The sequence below is a fragment of the Shewanella sp. A32 genome, from assembly GCF_029167175.1.
GTDB classification, from domain to species: domain Bacteria; phylum Pseudomonadota; class Gammaproteobacteria; order Enterobacterales; family Shewanellaceae; genus Shewanella; species Shewanella yunxiaonensis.
The window spans coordinates 15,157-34,694 of sequence record NZ_JARFTS010000029.1; the positions used below are offsets into that span (position 1 = coordinate 15,157).

A 19,538-nucleotide genomic window follows, 5' to 3' on the forward strand; every position below is an offset into this window, starting at 1 on the left:
AACTTTGCGGGAACATACTATCAACCGGGACTGTCAGATTGCAGTATGATAATCGCAACCGGATAACCGCATAATAGTTAACTTCATCAATGCTGATAATTAGCTGTATGTGCTTGCTAAATATAAAGTTGGCCTATTATCCTAAGTTGCAAGTCAAACCACAAGCCAAGTAGCAATATCCTACTGGCAAAATTTCTGAAGGTTCAAGCTTGAGTACATTGATGTTTTCATGTTTCAAACGCTTAATATTGACTTCTGTTGCAGCAGCAAGTCTGGGGGTTTGCGCCCACAGTTTTGCTAGCAGCGACGATCTGCCAGACCTTGGTACCGCCGCTAGTCATGCACTAAGTATTGATAAAGAGATGATTTATGGTGATGCGTATATGCGTGTCATCCGAGCGCAGGCGCCAGTGCTCTATGATCCACTACTCGCCCAGTACATTACGGAACTCGGCAATCGCTTAGTCGCCCACGCGAATAACGTGCGAACCCCCTTTTACTTTTTCATGTTGCAAAACGATGAAATTAACGCGTTTGCATTCTTTGGTGGGCACGTTGCCGTGCATACCGGGCTGTTCTTATATGCTGACAACGAAAGCGAAATGGCGTCGGTACTCGCGCATGAAATCTCGCACGTCACACAACGTCACCTTGCTCGTTCCATTGAAGCACAACAGAAAACCGGACCGGTGACACTCGCAGGCATGTTGGGCGCGATATTACTGACCATTGCTGCACCACAAGCTGGTATGGCGGCACTAGCAAGCACACAGGCTCTCAGCGCTCAATCACAGATTAACTACACTCGACAGCATGAACAGGAAGCTGACCGCTTCGGTATGCAAACAATGGTAGCGGCCGGGTTTGACCCCAATGCCGCGGCGACATTTTTCAGCAAATTAGCGGCTAAATACCGATATACCAGCAAACCACCACAGATGTTGCTGACACACCCGTTGCCTGAATCACGTATCTCTGAAGCCAGAGATCGAGCAGCACAATATCCGCATATCACTGTGGCACCGAGCTTAAACTTCCATCTCGCCAAAGCCAGAATACAGGTGAGGTTCTCTAGTTATACTGATACCGCTGTCTTATCCTTGTTTAACGAACAGTTAGCGAAAAAAGACTACGTGTTTAAAGAAGCCGCGCTGTATGGCAAAGCATTAGCGTTGTTTCGAATGAAAGATTACAAAGGCGCAGAAGCCATTATCGATCCCCTGTTAAAACAAGATCCGGATAATCTTTTTTATCTGGATACCAAAACGGATCTGCTGACTGAGGCGAAAAAGTATGATCAAGCGATTAAATTGCTAGAGGCGCAGCGACAAATGCGTCCATCGTCGCTGGTGATTAATACCAACCTTGCCAATGCCTATCTGGAAGATAAGCAAGCGGCCAAAGCGATTCCCATACTGGAACAGATGACTTTTGATGACAAAGAGAACTTATTGCCATTTCAGATGTTGAACGAAGCCTATGAACAAACCGGTAACAAGGCGATGCAATATTATGAAAAAGCAGAAGTTATGGCATTAAGAGCCGATTTCAGCGGCGCGATTGATCAACTGAATTTCGCCTATCGTGAATCAGATGGACAGCCGCTGCAAATTGCCAGAATTGAAGCCAAGTTACGGCAATTCCGCGATGCCGAAGAACAGATGAAAAGTCTTAAACAATAGCCTGTCACTCGTTAACTCAGCGGCTGCGTCTGACGCAGCCGTAATTTTTTGTTATGCTCGCGCTAATCCCCTGTTGAAAGGTTATTGTTAAGATGCCAAACGTAACGCTATATCATAATCCTCGCTGCTCCAAAAGCCGCGACGCACTGACATTATTGCAAAACACCGGCTGCCATATCGACATCATCGAGTATTTGAAAACACCGCCTGATGCCAACGCGATCAAAACCCTCCTCGCGCAATTACAGTTATCTCCCAGAGAACTGATGCGAACCAAAGAAGCCGAATACAAAGAACTGGGGTTGGATAATCCGAAATTAACTGATGATGAATTAATCGCCGCGCTGGTGGCAACCCCAAAACTTATAGAGCGACCTATCGCTGTTGCGAACGGCAAAGCTATTATTGGCAGACCGCCTATTCAAGTATTGAGCATTCTATAACTAAAATGCCTGGCATAAATCCCAGGCATTTTACTTTCTAAGACAAATAGATCCGTCACATCACGTTGGGCTTCCTCTCAGCCTGTGTTATATTTTTTACTACATTTTTGCAAATAATTGCTAACAAGCGCTAGCAGAGGAAATTGCCATGCGACGGATTGTTTTTCTGTTGTCGGTGTTAATGTTTGCAGGTTGTGGTGGCGGTTCTGGCTCAGGGACGGATACGCCGACGCAGACACCATCAAAGACGCTTGCCCGCTGTACGGCACAAAGTGTTCCTCAAACCATTATTGGCGACCATCTCACCTTTTACCTGCAGTCACAATATCTGACGCAACAGCAAAGCAGCATCGTCGCCACCCTCAACAATAGTCAAAGTTCTGGCTACCAATTTCATTGGCAACAACTTTCTGGCCCGTCACTTACCCTTGTTATCGCAGATAGTCCGGTATTACCGTTCGTGGCTACAGCCAGTGGCGACTATCGTTTTCAACTCACAGTGAGTGGCAAAGGCGTAACTTACGTTGAAGACATATTACTCAATGTAACAGATGGTGAAGGGTTAAACGTGAGACTTGATCACCAGGTGGTCGAAGGTGGGGATGTAAGTTTACGTTTAGACAGGGAAAATGGCGGCGTACCGCAAAATATTGCATGGTGCATTGCCTATGGCCCCGATGTGGAAATGAATTTAGACAACACCGAAGTCCCGTTATTTACAGCACCGCAAACAGTTACTGATACGCTACTCATAGTGCGAGCGACCGGCAGTATCAATGGGGTTGAGATGGCGGATGATGTCAGTCTGTTAGTCACCAATGAAGCGAGTATCACGTCCACTTATTTCACCACCCCAGTGGCTCGAACTCATCTATATCGAGAAAATTCTCCGTGGCGCGAAGTTTTACAAAATTGTGTGTATTCCAATCAATTAGGCGACAGTTGCAGCTTAACTACACTACCGCTCATTGGTCAGGAAACCACGGAAAATGACGCCGACAAAGAAGCCATTATGAATAGAGTGTTGGTGTCTCATGATTGGATGGGTGAAAATTTTGAGGCGTTTTTGAATACCTTAGATAGCCAAAGTGATTTTGCTAAGCTGTTGCAATCAGTCACCGCGATTGTCATTAGCTATGATGTAAGACCTTCATTTTATTGGGTGGTGACTGGCGCAATTTACTTAGATCCGGAAGACCTATGGTTAACAGCCGTCCAACGTGACACGATAAACGAAGCACCGGATTACCGTTCGGCCTATGGGGAAGATCTACAATTTTTAGTGCCCTGGCGTTATGTCAAAGATAATGACTATGCCTCAATTTATCGTGACAGAGCGTTGCGACAGTCCAGAACTTTAGCGGAACTGGAACCTGATTTAGCATCATTGCTTTACCATGAATTAGCACATGCCAACGATTACTTCCCCCGCAGTATTCATAGCAGTCTGACAGGACCAACATTGTTGGATGATTACTCAAAACGGTCAAACAACCAAGCGTTGGGTTCTGATCAATTAGCAGTGCTCTACCCTTTGCAATCAGCTGAAATGATGTCACTCGCTGGCGTACGTTTCTTGGGTGATACCGCCACTGCGACCGAAAAAGCCTACGTCCCGGGCGATGTCTCAGGATTTTTCAGTCCAGATCGCGCCAACGATTTTTATAACTACAGCACCTCTCGCGAAGATGCCGCCATGCTGTTTGAGGAAACCATGATGAGTTACCGACTCGGCATTCAACGTGATGTCGCGATCACAGATAAACCCGCAGTGATCAGCGCCAGCACCGTTACGGTGGATTGGGGTGAACGTGGGCGTGTTGCCGACGCGGATATCCAACCGCGAGCAGCTATGATCATCAACTATTTGATGCCTGAATTAGATGGAAGCGCTATCGCCGCATCGCTACCAACACCGGTGAGCATGCGCGCGGGTGAAAGCTGGTTGTCGAACCTGGTGCTGAGTGATAGCAGTAATAGCAAAAATGCGCCGCAAATGATCCAGTCTTTAGATGAAACAGCACATCCACTACAACTCAGCGGTGACCGCCATCCACAAGCTCTGCAATAACGCAAAAGGGCCGCATTAATTGCGGCCCTTTTCTAAAGTCTGAGGATCTCTTTAATAAACGGAATGGTGAGCTTACGTTGATGAACCATAGAGGCTTTATCTAACTTATCCAGCACATCAAATAATGTCCGAAGATCGCGCGCCAATCGGTTTAATAAAAATTTGCCCACATCCTCTGGCAACTGCAGTCCGCGCATCGCCGCACGACGTTGCAACGCCGCCAGTTTTTCATCATCCGCCATAGGATGCAGCTGATAATTCAGCCCCCATTGCATTCGGGAAACCAGATCTGGCAGTACGAAACCACATTCAGCGGGCGCGTGACGACCACTCACCACCAGAGCACAGTCTGAGCGTTCCGCCACACGATTATAAAGATCAAATAGCGCCTCTTCCCACAACGGGTGTCCGGCAATCGCATCGACGTCATCGATGCATACCAGATGCAGCATTTCCAATCCTTCCAGTAATGCGGTTGAAATACTGGCATGAATGCCTAGAGGGACATAGAAACTACTACGCCCATGTTCGTTGGCATGGGCACAAGCGGCATGAATAAGGTGGGTGCGCCCCGACTTTTCTGGCCCCCACAAAAACAGAGCCTGAGGTCCGTGACCTTCAGCACAAGCCCGCAGTGTTTGGATCAGCTGATCATTCCCTGCTGCGGGGTAGTAGCTTTGAAAGGTCTCGTCATCCGGCAAATGCACCGGCAGCGATAACTGCAGTGGAACATGTTGAGTCAATCAGAGTATCCCATTAAATCTTACGAGAACAGCACGTGCTATCCACCAATTTTATTGGCGGCTATGCCATTCGTATGTGCCAGCACTGACACTGTTGTCAAATCCTGCACTGGCAGTCTCCGGTGCCGCAACCATTCGCGATTCTAGGCTAAATAAATTTTTGAGTTCAGCTACCGAGCCAAACAATTGCAACCGATAGCTGACTTTATCACCCTGCAGCTGATCAATGGTGACGGACTTCACCGCGGTCAGTTGCTTTAGAAACGCTTCTATTTCTACTAACTGCTTTTGAGTGATGGCGCTAAAGGTCACGGTTGTTTGCTGAGATTCACCAGAATCAGCGACCGCATAACGAGAGACAAAGTAGTTGGAAAGCGTGAACATCATTGCCGCAATTGCAGCAGGCTTATCTACAGCAGTATTTTGGTCAGAAATTAGGGGCTGCATAAAAGCTTGCTCACTATTCGTCTTATCGTACAACGAAATTTGATAATGAATGCCGTCGCCAACCGTCGTCAGCGATGCCATCGCAAAATAATCCGCCTGATATCGTGCAGAAGCTCTGGCAACGGTATCGGCAAACTGGCCACGGACATCATTCACGTTAACCGCTTGCAGATCATCCAGATCCATTAATGGAAATAGCACAGGGATCCCACGCTGAGATGACGCATCAGCAAACAGCTGGCGCTCGTCATTAGTGACCCCATCCGCGACAATTTGCGGTTGGTTATTTTCATCACTTGCTAACCAGATGAGCGTCAGTGGGCGCTGCCGCCCCCATACGGGTTCACCAGCAGCACGTAACAGGTTAATGATCTTATCATGCTCGAATAATGCCTGTAACTTAAGTTGGCCTTGATCATCGGTATAACCAAACTGCATCACCATTGATGATGCCTGCCCCAGACGTTCAGCCACCATATTATTGTTGAGCACACTGCGCGCACCGGAATTTTTCACCAATACGTTGCTGAGCGCTTCACGAATGGCCGCCTCACGATCAGCATCCGAACGTGAGGCAACATTGACAACAGACTGGTCAAGCTGACTGACCTCGACCGCAGATGCATGCATGCTGCCTAACAACCAACAACACCCCAATAGCCGAAAAAATAGTTTGCGCATAAATTGTTTAATCTGGATTGGCGCCAATGGCGCAAGTGTACCATAGATCGTCCCTAGCGGAATCGACTTAACTTGCTCCGAGTACGCTTGGAACCTATTCCCATTGCAATTGCAAAAAATTTGAGCTGTATCGCTCAAAAAAATCCGAACATGTAGATGGGATGCTGTTAGCATATGCCGGTTTAACTACACCACGGATAAAAACGATGAAAAACCTCACCCTTCCGCTGCAAGGTGCACAAATGTTATTTGTTGCCTTCGGCGCGCTGGTATTGGTCCCGCTGCTCACGGGGCTCGACGCCAGTGTTGCACTATTTACTGCCGGTATCGGCACTCTGATATTCCAACTGGTCACTAAACGCCAAGTGCCAATCTTTCTGGCATCTTCTTTTGCCTTCATTGCGCCGATCACATACGGTGTTGGACACTGGGGCGTATCCGCCACCATGGGCGGATTGATCGCCGCTGGCGCTGTATACCTGGTGTTATCAACGCTGGTGAAACTGCGAGGTCCTGAATTTATAACTCGTCTGTTGCCACCCGTTGTTGTTGGCCCGGTGATTATGATCATCGGTCTTGGGCTGGCGCCCACCGCCGTTAACATGGCCTTAGGTAAAACGGGTGACGGCAGTGCCGTGTTAGTGCCGCAACAAGCCGCGCTGATGATCTCGATTGCCTCACTGGTAACAACCATTACCGTGGCCATTTTCGCCAAAGGTTTACTGCGATTGATGCCCATTTTAGCCGGTATTATTGTGGGCTATGTCTTAAGTCTGTTTATGGGCATTGTCGATTTCGGCGCTATTGATAATGCAGCTTGGTTCTCCATTCCGAACTTCGTTACACCAGAATTTAACTGGAAAGCCATCGCCTTTATGATCCCCGTTGCAATTGCACCAGCGGTCGAACATATCGGTGATATTGTGGCAATCTCAAATGTCACGGGGAAAGACTTCCTGCAAAAACCTGGTTTGCATCGCACCCTGGCAGGTGACGGTCTGGCAACCATGGCAGCAGTTGCCCTAGGTGGTCCACCAAATACCACGTATTCCGAAGTGACTGGTGCGGTTACCCTGACCCGCAATTTTAACCCTGTCACTATGACCTGGGCAGCCATTACTGCAATTATCCTGGCATTTGTCGGTAAGTTAGGTGCAGCACTGCAAACAATTCCTGTGCCAGTGATGGGCGGCATTATGTGCCTGCTGTTTGGTTCCATTGCGGCTATCGGTCTGAATTCCATGATCCGCGCGCAGGTGGATTTGGCGCAACCACGCAATTTGGCAATTGTGGGGGTTACCTTGGTATTTGGTATCGGTGGCATGGCGTTTGGTGTAGGTGATTTCAGCCTTACCGGGATCAGTCTCTGTGGTATTGTGGCGATTCTGATGAATCTGGTGTTGCCACATGATTTACCTCATCACGAGAAAGCCTGATCATTGCCTTATCAAAAAGCCGCTCAAGTGAGCGGCTTTTTGATGTCTGATACCCTACTCCGGTTTCATTATGCCGAAATGGCGATATGCACGATCAGTAGCGATACGGCCTCGCGGTGTCCGCTGAATAAATCCTTGCTGAATTAAGAATGGCTCCAATACGTCTTCAATAGTTTCGCGCTCTTCACCAATTGCCGCTGCCACGTTATCCAATCCTACCGGGCCGCCCATAAACTTATCGATAATCGCCAGTAACAGCTTGCGGTCCATGTAGTCAAAGCCTTCGCCGTCCACATCCAGCATGTCCAGCGCCTGTTGCGCCACCGTCTGGGTAATACGGCCATCATGTTTAACTTCGGCAAAATCTCGCACTCGCCGCAACAACCGATTGGCAATACGCGGAGTGCCGCGGGAACGACAAGCAATTTCTCTGGCGCCATCCTGTTCTAACGGCAGTCCCAGCATCGAAGCGGACCGAGTCACAATAGTGCTGAGATCGTCCACATTGTAAAACTCTAACCGCAGCGGGATCCCGAAACGTGCACGCAATGGCGAAGTCAACGCTCCGGCACGGGTGGTCGCGCCGATCAATGTAAACGGAGGAATATCCAGTTTGATAGAACGCGCAGCCGGGCCTTCACCAATCATGATGTCTAACTGATAATCTTCCATTGCGGGATAAAGAATTTCTTCAACCACAGGGCTTAACCGATGGATTTCATCGATAAACAGCACATCGCCAGCTTCGAGATTAGTCAGCAGTGCCGCTAAGTCACCCGCTTTTTCCAACACCGGACCGGAAGTGGACTTGATGTTAACGCCCATTTCATTAGCAACAATCATCGCCAAGGTGGTTTTCCCCAATCCTGGCGGGCCATAGATCAACATGTGATCTAAGGCTTCGTTACGGTTTTTGGCTGCCTGAATAAATACTTTCAGTTGAGTTCTGGCTTCATTCTGCCCGGTGTATTCATCCAGCAGTTTTGGCCGCATGGCGCGGTCGATCAACTCTTCCTGCGGATTGTTGCTGTGGGGCTGAATCAGTCTGTCTGCCTCAATCATAACCAGGCCTCATGCTTATAACATCGATTTAAGCGCAGCTTTAATAAGGGTTTCAGAATCCATCCCCTCTTCAAAAGCTGATGATACCGCTTTACTGGCTTGTGCCGGTTTGTAACCCAGCGCCAGCAAAGCCGCCATAGCATCTTCTTCGGCACTGTTGATAATGGGCGGCGCATAATTGGATTTGAGCACAAACTCACGTTCGTTACCGCTGGCAGTTTCCAGCAGGCTCTTGAGTTTATCGCGCATTTCTACCAATAAACGCTCGGCGGTTTTTTTACCCACACCGGGAAGTTTCACCAACGTGGCAATATCATCACGCTCGACACAATTGACAAACTCTTGGGCGGTCATGCCTGACAAAATGGTTAACGCCAGTTTCGGACCAACACCGTTAGCTTTGATCAGCAACCGGAACAGCGACCGCTCCTGTTTGGTGATGAAACCATACAAAAGTTGCGCATCTTCCCGCACCACGAAATGGGTGTAAATGGTTGCCGCCTGGTTCAATTCTGGTAGTTCGTAAAAGCTGGTGAGCGGCATCTGCAATTCATAGCCAACCCCCTGCACATCCAACAGCACATCCGGAGCCTGTTTTTCCAGCAGAATACCGTGTAAACGCCCTATCATTTATATCTTCCGTAAGTTCTGATACTTGCCTTGCCGCCAAGAGAGACCAGGCTCTGACAGGTATGATAATGACACAGTGCCACGCTGAGTGCATCTGCAGCATCCGCCTGCGGTTTTGCGGGTAGTTGCAACAGGTGCTGGATCATATGCTGTACCTGGGTCTTCTGAGCGCGGCCAGTACCGACAATGGCGCTTTTAATTTGCGTGGCGGAGTACTCTGACACCGGTAATCCTGCCACGGTAGCTGCAACAATTGCCGCACCACGCGCTTGACCAAGTTTAAGTGCAGAGTCAGCATTTTTTGCCATAAACACTCGCTCAATTGCGAGCTGTTCGGGTTGATACTGACGAATAATTTCAGAAATGCCGTCGAAAATCTGTTTCAGCCGAGAGGGAAGATCTTCTGAGGATGTGCGAATGCAGCCACTGCCTAAGTAAAGCTGGTGTCGTCCCTGACACTGGATAACACCGTAACCGGTGATCCGAGAGCCAGGGTCAACACCCAGGATAATCGACATAAGCCGCCTTATACGTCCAGTTTTTCCATGATTTCGTCTGAGATTTCACCATTATGGTAAACCTCTTGTACGTCATCATGGTCTTCCAGCATATCGATAAGACGTAGGAATTTAGGGGCAGTTTCTTCGTCTAATTCTGCTTTCGTAGAAGGCACCATAGTCACTTCAGCGTTAACTGACTCAAAACCCGCCGCATCCAGTGCATCTTTCACTGCACCAAACGCACTTGGTGTGGTGTAAACATCAACGGAACTGTCGTCATTGACCACAACATCGTCGGCACCCGCTTCCAGTGCGGCTTCCATTATGGCATCTTCGTCGGTACCTTCATCATAGGAGATAACGCCCTGTTTGGTGAACAGGTAAGCAACTGAACCATCAGTACCTAAATTACCACCGGATTTGTTAAAGGCATTACGGACGCCGGTCACCGAACGATTGCGGTTGTCGGTCATACATTCCACCATTACTGCAGTGCCACCTGGGCCATAACCTTCATACACGATGGTTTCCAGATTTTCGCCATCCAGTTCACCGGCACCACGTTTGATCGCACGATCCACGGTATCGCGAGTCATGTTGTTGGACAGGGCTTTGTCTATCGCTGCACGCAATCGAGGGTTAGAATCGGGATCAGGGCCACCTTCACGGGCACTGACAGTCAGTTCCCGGATAAATTTGGTGAAAAGCTTACCGCGCTTAGCGTCTTGACGACCTTTGCGGTGTTTGATGTTGGCCCATTTACTATGACCTGCCATAAATCACTCCTCATGCTATCAGGCAAACACTGGCCTGATATAAACAGACCGAGGCCACGGGCCCCGGTTTGATTGCGGGTTAAACACTATAATTATTCAGCTTTATCGCTGTTTTTTGCCACTACATTGATACCAAGTTCCGCCAACTGTTGAGGGTTAGCAGGACTTGGAGCATTTGTCAGTGGACAAGCCGCCGTAGTGGTTTTCGGGAACGCCATCACATCACGGATGGAACTGGCACCGGTCATCAACATCACCATGCGGTCAAGGCCAAACGCCAGACCTGCATGTGGCGGAGTACCATAGCGCAGAGCTTCCAGCAAGAAGCCGAATTTTTCCTGCGCTTCCTGTTCTTCAATTCCCAGAATATTAAATACAGTAGCCTGCATTTTCTGCTTATGAATACGTACAGAACCGCCACCTAATTCCACGCCATTGAGCACCATATCGTATGCATCGGAGACTGCGGCGCCAGGGTTGGCGGCCAGTTCTTCGGCTGTCACCGAACTTGGAGCGGTGAAAGGATGGTGCACGGCATGCCAGCCGCCATCGGCCTTCTCGAACATCGGGAAGTCGATCACCCACAACGGACGCCACTCACCTTGCAGCAGATTGAAATCCTGACCCAGTTTCAAACGTAGCGCACCCATCGCCTCTGCCACAACGGTAGCATTATCCGCACCAAACAGCAGAATGTCGCCGCTCTGAGCTTCAGTGCGCGCCAGCAGTGCTTTTACTACGTCTTCATTGAGGAACTTGAGAATTGGTGATTGGATGCCATCCATTCCAGCAGCCAGATCATTGACCTTCATCCATGCCAGACCTTTTGCACCAAACACACTGATATATTTACCATAGTCATCAATCTGTTTACGTGACATGGCAGCACCGCCCGGTACCCGAATGGTGACTACGCGACCTTCTGGATCATTTGCCGGGCCTTTAAATACGGCAAATTCTACATCTTTAACAAGGTCTGCAATATCGACCAATTCCAGCGGGTTACGCAGATCTGGCTTATCAGAACCAAAACGGCGCATGGCTTCCTGCCAGGTCATTACTGGGAATTTACCGAGATCAACATTCAGCAGTTCCAGGAACAGACCACGCACCATCTCTTCTGTGATTTCACGTACCTGATCGGATGTCAGAAACGAGGTTTCAATATCAATCTGCGTAAACTCAGGCTGGCGGTCAGCACGCAGGTCTTCGTCACGGAAGCACTTAACGATCTGATAGTAGCGGTCAAAACCTGACATCATCAGCAACTGTTTGAACAGCTGTGGTGATTGAGGCAAGGCAAAGAATTCACCTTTATAGGTGCGACTCGGCACCAAATAGTCACGCGCACCTTCTGGAGTTGCTTTTGTCAGAATGGGCGTTTCAATATCCAAGAAACCGTGAGTGTCTAAAAACCGACGAACAGCACTAGTCACTTGTGCGCGGAAGATTAACCGTTGCGTCATCTCTGGACGACGCAAATCCAGGTAACGATACTTCAGACGCTGTTCTTCACTGTTATTCTGGTAGTTATCCATACTCAGCGGTAGCGGATCAGCAGCGTTTATAATCGTCAGTTCTGTTCCCAGCACTTCGATTTCGCCAGTGCGCATTTGACTGTTTACCTGGCTGTCAGGGCGTGCTCGGACGATCCCTTTTACCTGCACACAAAACTCAGCACGCAGACTGCTGGCAACTTTGAACACCTCTGGCATATCCGGGTCGTAAACCACTTGGATCAAACCTTCACGGTCACGTAGATCCAAAAATATTACGCCACCGAGGTCACGGCTACGATTAACCCACCCTGCCAGGGTGACTTCTTGTCCAACGTGAGACTTATTAACGTCCCCACAATAATGGCTGCGCATCTTGTTATCCTTTGTTGCTGCCGGATGGCGCCGGAATGAATTACAAAAATAAGGGCGGCATTATATGAAAAAACTGCCGTTTACCAAAGCCCTTCTGTTTCAGACGGTGAAGTATCAAACACTTTATCTAGTTTGGCTATAGCTTGCCTCCTGTCCTACATGTAAACGTACAAAAATCCGACAACCGCCCCTATCTCATCAACGTTCGGTGGCTATGGCAAGGTCTAGTGTTAGCGAAGCTTGATGCGAAGCGTTAGCTTTCGGTAAAATGCGCAGGTTTTCCCCTATCAGACATATCCATGAACAGTTCTCAGGACACTATTTACGCGACCGCACATACTCAGGTTGCCGACTTTGCTTTTGATGACCGGGTTGCCGGCGTCTTTAGTGACATGATCAAACGCTCTGTCCCCGGTTACGGACAGATAGTTGCCACTATCGGTGACTATGCAAAAAGGTTAGTTCAGCCCAATAGCAACATTTATGATCTGGGTTGTTCGCTCGGCGCGGCGACGTTAAGTATTCGGCGGCATATTGAGGGGCGACATTGCCGTATCATCGCCGTGGATAGTTCCGAAGCGATGATCGATCGCTGCCGTGAAAATCTGGCAGCTTATGTCAGCCATACAGATGTAGAGCTAAAGTGTGCTGACATTCGTGAATGCCAGATTGAGAATGCTTCGTTGGTAGTGCTCAATTTCACCTTGCAATTTTTACCACCGGAAGAACGTGATGCGCTATTAAGCCATATCTATCAAGGGCTATTGCCTGGTGGAGCATTGATTCTTTCCGAGAAACTGCGTTTCTCCGATGACACAATTCAGCAGTTGCTGGATGCGCAACATCTGGATTTCAAACGCGCCAATGGTTATAGCGAACTGGAAATCAGTCAAAAACGCAGTGCACTGGAAAATGTTATGAAAACCGACACGCTCGAACAACACTATGCTCGATTTACCAATGCCGGTTTTACCCATGCTAACGTCTGGTTTCAATGCTTTAATTTTGCCTCAATGGTGGCAGTCAAGTGATCAGTTTCAGCGGATTTTATCGGGATATCGCCGATTCCCAACTTAGTATTCTGTTAGAGAGTTTACCGGCCAAGATCGGTAACTGGCAGCGAGAAAACAACAATGGCTCACTTCCCAAGTGGGGAAAAGTCTTGGCAAAACTCAATTATCCAACGCCGGATCAGCTGGATCTTAAAGATAGTGTCAGCATTGGCAGTGGTGCCCAGCTATCAGCAGGACAACGTGAAAAATTAGAGAATCTGCTGCAACTACTGCATCCCTGGCGAAAAGGTCCGTTCGATATTCATGGCATTCATATTGATACTGAATGGCGTTCTGACTGGAAGTGGGAGCGGATAGCTCCCCATATCAGCCCGTTGCAATCTCGCACCGTGTTGGATGTGGGTTGCGGTAGTGGTTATCACATGTGGCGAATGTTTGGTGCCGGTGCCAGAATGGTTGTGGGGATTGATCCCTCGCCTTTGTTTCTCTGTCAGTTTGAAGCCGTCAAAAAGCTCGCCGGTAGTGAATATCCCGTGCACCTGCTGCCATTAGGTATCGAAGAGATGCCGGCATCAGAGGCGTTTGACACGGTGTTTTCCATGGGCGTGTTGTATCACCGTAAGTCACCGATTGATCACCTGCTGCAACTCCATGACCAGTTGCGTGATGGCGGGGAACTGGTACTGGAAACGCTGGTCATCGATGGTGATGAGCAAGCGGTATTGGTTCCAGAAGATCGCTACGGCAAAATGAATAATGTATGGTTCATCCCGTCTGTTGCTGCCTTAGAACGGTGGCTAAGACGATGTGATTTTAAAGATATCCGCTGTGTTAACCTTGATGTGACATCACTGGCGGAACAACGCTCAACGCCTTGGATGCGGAACGAGTCACTTGTTGATTACCTCGATCCGAACAATGTCGATTATACGGTTGAAGGCTATCCTGCACCTAAGAGGGCTACCATTATCGCCGTAAAATAATGGCATCGTTTTGCATGGACGCATTCAACTTAGCGTTCACCGTCATGGGATGACATTGCCGAACATCGGATGCCAAAAGGATATATTATTTGCTCATGCAAAAAATTTTGATGCTGTTGTTGAAACTAATATGCGGATGCACATTAGTTTTACTGACGTTACCAGCGCGTGCGACAGCGGCCGCCGCCGTACCGTTGCTGGTCAATCAGTGTCTCAATTACAGTACCGATTTCCATCCTGATTTCAGCTCTATCATCACCTTAGAACGACAAACGATCGGTCTGCAAAACATTAATGATCAGGTAAATTATTACCGTAGTTTTGTACTACCAGAAGCCGCACAGGAAGCCTTGCTGCAGTGTCAACTTGCCGTGGCAGATGCGGTAAATCGCGTTCTGATCAGTCCTCAATTGCGCCCTATTCTTGACGATTTACAACGCAGTAACGAACTGTCGCACCACCGTCTGGCGGCAAAGTTTCAGTATCTTTTAGCGCATCAGTTACCTTTGTCGGAAAAAGCCAAACTCAGTACGGCACAAGCCAGTATCCGCCAGCATCTGAAGAGTAATAACTTTCAGCTGGATTGGGGCAGCTGCGCCTTGGCTGTTACGACACCGACGGTTCAAAAAAAATCGCTGTCTGATCATCGCGACGACACTACAGAAGCTAAAGATGCTGCAGCGCCTGAACCTTTAGTGCGCAATATTGCGACTTATATGCTCCAACAATCAGATGAAGATTGTCGAAAGCTAGTTTGGCGCAAATACCAGGCGCGCGCTAAAAGTAGTAATCAGACAATGCTAACCACTGTGCAACAACTGCGGCTACAGCAAGCACAAAATGCCGGCTATAACTCCTACGTCGACTATTTGCTTGCAGAACAACTCATGGGTTCGGCTGATAACCTATCAAATTTTCTGAATGCTTTTTCGCAGCGATTAGATATCGCCCCATGGAATATTGGGAAGGAATTAACTGATTTAAAAATAACGAAAATTAATAAAATTTCAGCTGATGATTTCATGCAAACCGTATCACAGCGACTGGCCAATATTGGCATTACCCATGAAAATATTGATAAACGTTGGATGCGTTTGTGGTATCGCGGGCGGTTGCTTGGAGAGTTGTTAATCGCGGCAGCCCCCAAGAATCGCCATATTTTGATCCGTCGCAGTGTCATCGGGCAGCAAGCAGGACAAAGCCAGCTTGAATTAAAAGCCGAGCTAAAAACTTTACGTGATTACCAAACCGCAGTATCCGCCTTAAGCGAGGCACTGACACAGTTAGCCGCTGGAGGCCGTTTTTACCTCGATAACGGTTTTACGTTACCGCAGGATGCTGGTCGCATTGGTGAATTATGGCTAGAAGATTATTTGAGTCAGGGCTTTCCGCAACAATTACGACCCTCACCGGACAGTCGTGAACAACTGGCGGAAAGTTACCGCCAGCACATGGCGCTTTTCCATGCTTATGTCGCCCTTGAATTTTATCAGACCCCGAACAAACAACCGTCAACTTCCCTGTTTAGTCACTTATTTGCGGGACAATGGCCAGAGGTGCATGATTACGCCTACTCATTTGCGGATATTGCAGACACCGGCCCCTTAATTTACGAGTCACTTTGGCAACAGTTTGTAGCAGATGCAATCTATCAAACGACTGCCAACTGTGCCCCAGAGAAGTTATTTGAAGTGTTGATCGTGAATGAAAATGGCGCAGATATTCGCCAAACCTTGTTTGATATCTGGGGGCCTGACGCCGTTACTCGATTAATTGCCCAGATCCAGCAAGGACAATTTCACCCCGATCATCTGCCCCAATGGTGCCCTTTAGACAAATTCACGCCATAACCAACCGCTTTCACTAACGAAAACACATAATTTGTCACCCAGATCATTATCTGTGCCTCCTCTAGTGAATTTTGTTTGAATATTTCGAAAGAAATTAGCATGATGGGGGTCAATTCAGTTAATTTTTACGATTATGCACAGACCTAAATCCACGCTAGAACAATGGCGTATTCTGCAAGCAGTTGTTGATTATGGTGGTTACGCGCAGGCAGCAGATAAGCTGAATAAGAGTCAATCATCACTCAATCATGCTGTTGCTAAACTGCAGTCTCAATTAGGTATTCAATTGCTCGAAGTGCGTGGACGCAAAGCGTATCTCACTGAACAAGGTGAAGTGTTGCTGCGCCGGTCGCGTCATGTGACCCAAGCAGTCAGTGAGTTGGAACAATTGGCCAATAACCTCGAACAGGGGTGGGAACCTACGCTCGCCATCGCCCGAGAATTGGTGTATCCAATGGATAAGTTGACTGATGCGTTAGCCGCATTTCTGCCCGAAAGTCGAGGAACTCGAGTGACCGTTGTTGATACCGTCATCAATGGTACCAATGAACTGATCCAGAATAATCAAGTGGATTTAGCCATTTGCGGTACACCACCGAAAGGTTACATTGCACAGCCGCTTTGTGACCTTGATTTCTATTTGGTTTGTCATCCTTCCCATCCACTGGCGCTGACACCTGAACTGGAAGATGATCATATTCTTGCGCAGCACTTGCAGATTGTGATTAAAGATACAGGCGTGAACCCGCAGCAAGAAACGGGTTGGCTTAAAGCTGAGCAACGCTGGACCGTTAGCAATTTTCATGAGGCTAAGGTGATCCTCAGTAAGGGTATTGGCTTCTGTTGGGTTCCTGCACATTTGGTGGAAAAAGAATTAGCAGCTGGCGAACTGGTTCGGTTAAAGATTAAAGGTTCGAACTCTCGCAGAATTGTGCTGACGCTGGTGGTACCGCAGCGCGATAAACAAGGCCCAGCGTCTAAGTTACTGGAATCATTGATCCTGGCGCTTCATGGTGAAAAACCTTTAGCCACAAGTTAACCCGGTTCTGACCAAAATCCACTACAACAATGACATGAGATTGTCGCTGTCATGATCATGCAATAGCTGCCCTTGTATCTGTTCTTCCAGTGTGGCGTTAGGCAAGCTGATATCATCCAGATCATGATCATTGCGTGGTGGAGATAACCCACCCGTTCCCGGATTTGGTACCATTTGATGATGCACTTGCCCCATGACGCGGACAATGCTTATGGGGTAGTTATTTGTGTTCGATGTCTGCGTATCCGCATTACTACTGTCCGCCGAGTTGCTTGCAGCAGCTTGATCTTTAGCCGCGGTATTGGCAGAGATATCAGACGTTATCGGTTTATTACTTTCCATATCTCTTAATGCCGCGGCCTGTTCTCTCGCGGTGTTATATTTTCGCATAGCCTCCGCTGCCACTTGTATGTCTGCCAGTGAAGGCTGTTGTGGTGCCATAGCCGCAGCATAAACCTGTCGCATTTTGGTCATGGTGGCGATGGGATCACCCGGCACAATTGAGACATCAATTTGGACTTCACCATCCACCGCATAACGTTTGCCATCGGCCCCATGTTCATAGTCAAACTGAGGCGAGCCTGCATAAACGCCACCGACAGCGGCATGAGCCTGTTCATGAGTGCGGACTTCTTGATCGCGTTGTTGCAAGGATTCGAGTTGTTGCTGCGCTTGCTGTTGTTTAGCGTTATCCGCACTCACGGAAGCTTGAGCTGTCGCGCTGGAATTGGCGGATTCAGCGGTTTGATCCTGATCGTTTACTGAAGTATCGGCAGCATCTTCTGCCGCCGTTTGATTGCCGCTACTGTCATACAGTGCTGCAGCACCTAGGACGCCATAGGACAAACTCACCAACGATGAACGCCCGCTATCCACAACAATATCATTAGCAGAGAGTTTTGCAGTCTCAGTTACCAGAGATGATGGAAACGCGGATACACGGTTAGACGGAGTCTGACTAGCGGACGAGGCTTGCCCGACTAACGTTTTAGATACAAGCATCGCGCTATTAACGTTAGTCCTTGTTGGCGCATTCGATGAGAGAAGCGCCGGGAACATACTACACCTCAATATCTATGATGCTGCCCAGTGCATCATTTTCTCGCTGCAACACATCAACAGAGGCTTCTCCCTGACGTTGAGAGGCCATTGCTGAAACCAAGGCATCAGTTGTATCACGGCTTTTCGGGGTGGCGGCAACAGCCGAGCTGGTATCTGTAGATGAGGTAGTTGCAGGTTGAGTGACAGCCTGAGCGACATCAACTGTTGCCTGAGTTAATCCAGACTGCGCAGATTGCAGCCCCTGTATGCCTGCGGCGAATGCTGGCTGTATTTGCATTACTCAACCTCCAACAATAAGGATTTGATTGGCATTAATTAACGCTTGATTATTGTACAAATCAGATTTGAAGTACAGTGAGCACTGACAGCCGACTGGGTAAATCTTTGCAAAATAATCTTTGGTCCAACAATGTTCGAACTTAACCTTAAAAAGATAGAGATAATTTTGAAATTAACGATAACTGACAAAGACTCATATTTAAAATTTAAGCTAACACATGTTCACTTAAATATAGTATTTAACCAGTGCTATTGATACACTCAAAACTTAAGGCGCCAACGAACACCTACTATAGCCATGACAGTAAAAACCGCAGAAGAATCCATTACTAGTAGTTATTCCGTTAATGAAGAGCTAGCAAATAGTATTAGCCATGGTTTGGGAATTATTCTCGGAATTGTCGCGCTAACACTGATGCTGAGTAAAGGCTGGTATTCCCTTAATAGCATTCAGTTAACAGGTGTAAGCATATACGGGGCCAGTTTTATACTGTTATTTCTTTGTTCAACGCTATATCACAGTATTCCGCAGCTACATTGGAAGCGCCGGCTGAAAGTTCTCGATCATTGCGCTATTTATCTGCTGATTGCTGGCACTTACACCCCCATGATGCTGATCTCCATGAATGGCACGGGTACTGAGTGGGTGCTGATAGCCATTTGGTCTCTGGCCGCAGGCGGTGTGCTGTTTAAAAGTTTCTTTGTGCATAGATTCAAAGCATTGAGTCTGACGTTGTATCTGGTCATGGGGTGGCTTTGCATGGCAATTCTGCCACAACTGATTACACATCTCTCCAGCACGGGCTTCTGGCTACTACTCTCCGGGGGGCTAAGTTACAGTCTCGGGGTACCCTTCTATGCCATTAAAGCGATCCCCTTTAACCATGCTATCTGGCACCTGTTTGTACTGGGTGGCGCAGTGTGCCACTTTCTGTGCATTTATCTGAGCGTCATTCCATCTTGAACCGTG

At 48.1% G+C, this 19,538-nt stretch carries 18 protein-coding genes; 9 read left to right on the forward strand and 9 right to left on the reverse strand.

The features are described from left to right. Window positions 1-221 precede the first annotated feature (221 nt). From PY479_RS15960 to PY479_RS15970, 3 genes are all read left to right on the forward strand, one after another. Window positions 222-1,682 carry a M48 family metalloprotease gene (locus PY479_RS15960; RefSeq protein WP_212593510.1) on the forward strand — a complete coding sequence of 487 codons (1,461 nt, stop codon included), beginning with the start codon at window positions 222-224 and terminating at the stop codon, window positions 1,680-1,682. A gap of 92 nt (window positions 1,683-1,774) precedes the next feature. Beyond that, the gene (gene arsC / locus PY479_RS15965) at window positions 1,775-2,125 is read left to right on the forward strand and encodes an arsenate reductase (glutaredoxin) (protein WP_275484369.1); all 351 of its coding nucleotides are present in this window, start codon (window positions 1,775-1,777) and stop codon (window positions 2,123-2,125) included. A 148-nt stretch (window positions 2,126-2,273) separates the two neighbouring features. Further along, the gene (locus PY479_RS15970; protein ID WP_275484370.1) at window positions 2,274-4,196 is read left to right on the forward strand and encodes a hypothetical protein; all 1,923 of its coding nucleotides are present in this window, start codon (window positions 2,274-2,276) and stop codon (window positions 4,194-4,196) included. A 32-nt stretch (window positions 4,197-4,228) separates the two neighbouring features. Here PY479_RS15970 and hda read toward each other — a convergent pair whose 3' ends face one another. Together hda and PY479_RS15980 are read right to left on the reverse strand one after the other, a co-directional pair. Further along, window positions 4,229-4,939 carry a DnaA inactivator Hda gene (gene hda / locus PY479_RS15975; RefSeq protein WP_212593513.1) on the reverse strand — a complete coding sequence of 237 codons (711 nt, stop codon included), beginning with the start codon at window positions 4,937-4,939 and terminating at the stop codon, window positions 4,229-4,231. 51 nt (window positions 4,940-4,990) lie between these two features. Next, window positions 4,991-6,067 (reverse strand): DUF2066 domain-containing protein, encoded by a 1,077-nt coding sequence (locus PY479_RS15980; RefSeq protein WP_275484371.1) that lies wholly within the window; start codon window positions 6,065-6,067, stop codon window positions 4,991-4,993. A 206-nt stretch (window positions 6,068-6,273) separates the two neighbouring features. Here PY479_RS15980 and PY479_RS15985 point away from each other — a divergent pair, with 206 nt between their 5' ends. Continuing rightward, on the forward strand, window positions 6,274-7,503 hold the full coding sequence (locus PY479_RS15985) for a uracil-xanthine permease family protein (RefSeq protein ID WP_212593515.1): 1,230 nt from the start codon (window positions 6,274-6,276) through the stop codon (window positions 7,501-7,503). Between the two features lie 54 nt (window positions 7,504-7,557). Here the strand turns inward: PY479_RS15985 and ruvB are convergent, their stop codons facing one another. The 5 genes from ruvB to aspS all read right to left on the reverse strand — a co-directional run bounded on the left by ruvB (window position 7,558) and on the right by aspS (window position 12,342). Further along, window positions 7,558-8,565: a Holliday junction branch migration DNA helicase RuvB gene (gene ruvB, locus PY479_RS15990; protein WP_212593516.1), complete on the reverse strand. Its 1,008-nt coding sequence runs from the start codon at window positions 8,563-8,565 to the stop codon at window positions 7,558-7,560. A gap of 15 nt (window positions 8,566-8,580) precedes the next feature. Then, a complete protein-coding gene (gene ruvA, locus PY479_RS15995; protein ID WP_212593517.1) occupies window positions 8,581-9,195 on the reverse strand; it encodes a Holliday junction branch migration protein RuvA in 615 nt (204 codons plus the stop codon). Beyond that, on the reverse strand, window positions 9,192-9,713 hold the full coding sequence (ruvC, locus tag PY479_RS16000) for a crossover junction endodeoxyribonuclease RuvC (protein WP_212593518.1): 522 nt from the start codon (window positions 9,711-9,713) through the stop codon (window positions 9,192-9,194). Before ruvC ends, ruvA begins: the two co-directional genes overlap by 4 nt. 8 nt (window positions 9,714-9,721) lie before the next feature. Continuing rightward, complete coding sequence (locus PY479_RS16005) at window positions 9,722-10,471, reverse strand: YebC/PmpR family DNA-binding transcriptional regulator (protein ID WP_212593519.1); 750 nt, start codon at window positions 10,469-10,471, stop codon at window positions 9,722-9,724. A 92-nt stretch (window positions 10,472-10,563) separates the two neighbouring features. Further along, a complete protein-coding gene (gene aspS, locus PY479_RS16010; RefSeq protein WP_212593520.1) occupies window positions 10,564-12,342 on the reverse strand; it encodes an aspartate--tRNA ligase in 1,779 nt (592 codons plus the stop codon). A gap of 299 nt (window positions 12,343-12,641) precedes the next feature. Here aspS and cmoA point away from each other — a divergent pair, with 299 nt between their 5' ends. The 4 genes from cmoA to PY479_RS16030 all read left to right on the forward strand — a co-directional run bounded on the left by cmoA (window position 12,642) and on the right by PY479_RS16030 (window position 17,227). Continuing rightward, window positions 12,642-13,373, forward strand: a complete 732-nt coding sequence (gene cmoA, locus PY479_RS16015) for a carboxy-S-adenosyl-L-methionine synthase CmoA (protein ID WP_275484372.1) — start codon at window positions 12,642-12,644, stop codon at window positions 13,371-13,373. Then, entirely contained in the window at window positions 13,370-14,338 is a 969-nt protein-coding gene (cmoB, locus tag PY479_RS16020; protein WP_275484373.1) for a tRNA 5-methoxyuridine(34)/uridine 5-oxyacetic acid(34) synthase CmoB, read from the forward strand. The genes cmoA and cmoB overlap by 4 nt, the downstream gene beginning before the upstream one ends. A 95-nt stretch (window positions 14,339-14,433) precedes the next feature. Then, window positions 14,434-16,188 carry a M3 family metallopeptidase gene (locus tag PY479_RS16025; protein WP_275484374.1) on the forward strand — a complete coding sequence of 585 codons (1,755 nt, stop codon included), beginning with the start codon at window positions 14,434-14,436 and terminating at the stop codon, window positions 16,186-16,188. A gap of 133 nt (window positions 16,189-16,321) precedes the next feature. After that, window positions 16,322-17,227, forward strand: coding sequence for a LysR family transcriptional regulator (locus PY479_RS16030; RefSeq protein WP_212593524.1), 906 nt, complete (start codon window positions 16,322-16,324; stop codon window positions 17,225-17,227). Between the two features lie 21 nt (window positions 17,228-17,248). On the opposite strand, the gene PY479_RS16035 is transcribed toward PY479_RS16030, so the two are convergent. Next, complete coding sequence (locus PY479_RS16035) at window positions 17,249-18,229, reverse strand: putative metalloprotease CJM1_0395 family protein (protein ID WP_275484375.1); 981 nt, start codon at window positions 18,227-18,229, stop codon at window positions 17,249-17,251. 58 nt (window positions 18,230-18,287) lie between these two features. Further along, window positions 18,288-18,566: a chemotaxis protein gene (locus tag PY479_RS16040; protein WP_212593526.1), complete on the reverse strand. Its 279-nt coding sequence runs from the start codon at window positions 18,564-18,566 to the stop codon at window positions 18,288-18,290. Between the two features lie 300 nt (window positions 18,567-18,866). Between PY479_RS16040 and PY479_RS16045 the strand changes: the two genes are divergently transcribed. After that, window positions 18,867-19,532 (forward strand): hemolysin III family protein, encoded by a 666-nt coding sequence (locus PY479_RS16045; RefSeq protein WP_212593527.1) that lies wholly within the window; start codon window positions 18,867-18,869, stop codon window positions 19,530-19,532. Window positions 19,533-19,538: the final 6 nt, after the last annotated feature.

What these genes read in the sequence shown, in the direction of transcription:
- PY479_RS15960 (WP_212593510.1), top strand. Translation starts at nt 222, where the DNA reads ATGTTTTCATGTTTCAAACGCTTAATATTGACTTCTGTTGCAGCAGCA.
- arsC (WP_275484369.1), top strand. Translation starts at nt 1,775, where the DNA reads ATGCCAAACGTAACGCTATATCATAATCCTCGCTGCTCCAAAAGCCGC.
- PY479_RS15970 (WP_275484370.1), top strand. Translation starts at nt 2,274, where the DNA reads ATGCGACGGATTGTTTTTCTGTTGTCGGTGTTAATGTTTGCAGGTTGT.
- PY479_RS15980 (WP_275484371.1), bottom strand. Translation starts at nt 6,067, where the DNA reads ATGCGCAAACTATTTTTTCGGCTATTGGGGTGTTGTTGGTTGTTAGGC.
- PY479_RS15985 (WP_212593515.1), top strand. Translation starts at nt 6,274, where the DNA reads ATGAAAAACCTCACCCTTCCGCTGCAAGGTGCACAAATGTTATTTGTT.
- ruvB (WP_212593516.1), bottom strand. Translation starts at nt 8,565, where the DNA reads ATGATTGAGGCAGACAGACTGATTCAGCCCCACAGCAACAATCCGCAG.
- ruvA (WP_212593517.1), bottom strand. Translation starts at nt 9,195, where the DNA reads ATGATAGGGCGTTTACACGGTATTCTGCTGGAAAAACAGGCTCCGGAT.
- ruvC (WP_212593518.1), bottom strand. Translation starts at nt 9,713, where the DNA reads ATGTCGATTATCCTGGGTGTTGACCCTGGCTCTCGGATCACCGGTTAC.
- PY479_RS16005 (WP_212593519.1), bottom strand. Translation starts at nt 10,471, where the DNA reads ATGGCAGGTCATAGTAAATGGGCCAACATCAAACACCGCAAAGGTCGT.
- aspS (WP_212593520.1), bottom strand. Translation starts at nt 12,342, where the DNA reads ATGCGCAGCCATTATTGTGGGGACGTTAATAAGTCTCACGTTGGACAA.
- cmoA (WP_275484372.1), top strand. Translation starts at nt 12,642, where the DNA reads ATGAACAGTTCTCAGGACACTATTTACGCGACCGCACATACTCAGGTT.
- PY479_RS16025 (WP_275484374.1), top strand. Translation starts at nt 14,434, where the DNA reads ATGCAAAAAATTTTGATGCTGTTGTTGAAACTAATATGCGGATGCACA.
- PY479_RS16030 (WP_212593524.1), top strand. Translation starts at nt 16,322, where the DNA reads ATGCACAGACCTAAATCCACGCTAGAACAATGGCGTATTCTGCAAGCA.
- PY479_RS16035 (WP_275484375.1), bottom strand. Translation starts at nt 18,229, where the DNA reads ATGCTTGTATCTAAAACGTTAGTCGGGCAAGCCTCGTCCGCTAGTCAG.
- PY479_RS16040 (WP_212593526.1), bottom strand. Translation starts at nt 18,566, where the DNA reads ATGCAAATACAGCCAGCATTCGCCGCAGGCATACAGGGGCTGCAATCT.
- PY479_RS16045 (WP_212593527.1), top strand. Translation starts at nt 18,867, where the DNA reads ATGACAGTAAAAACCGCAGAAGAATCCATTACTAGTAGTTATTCCGTT.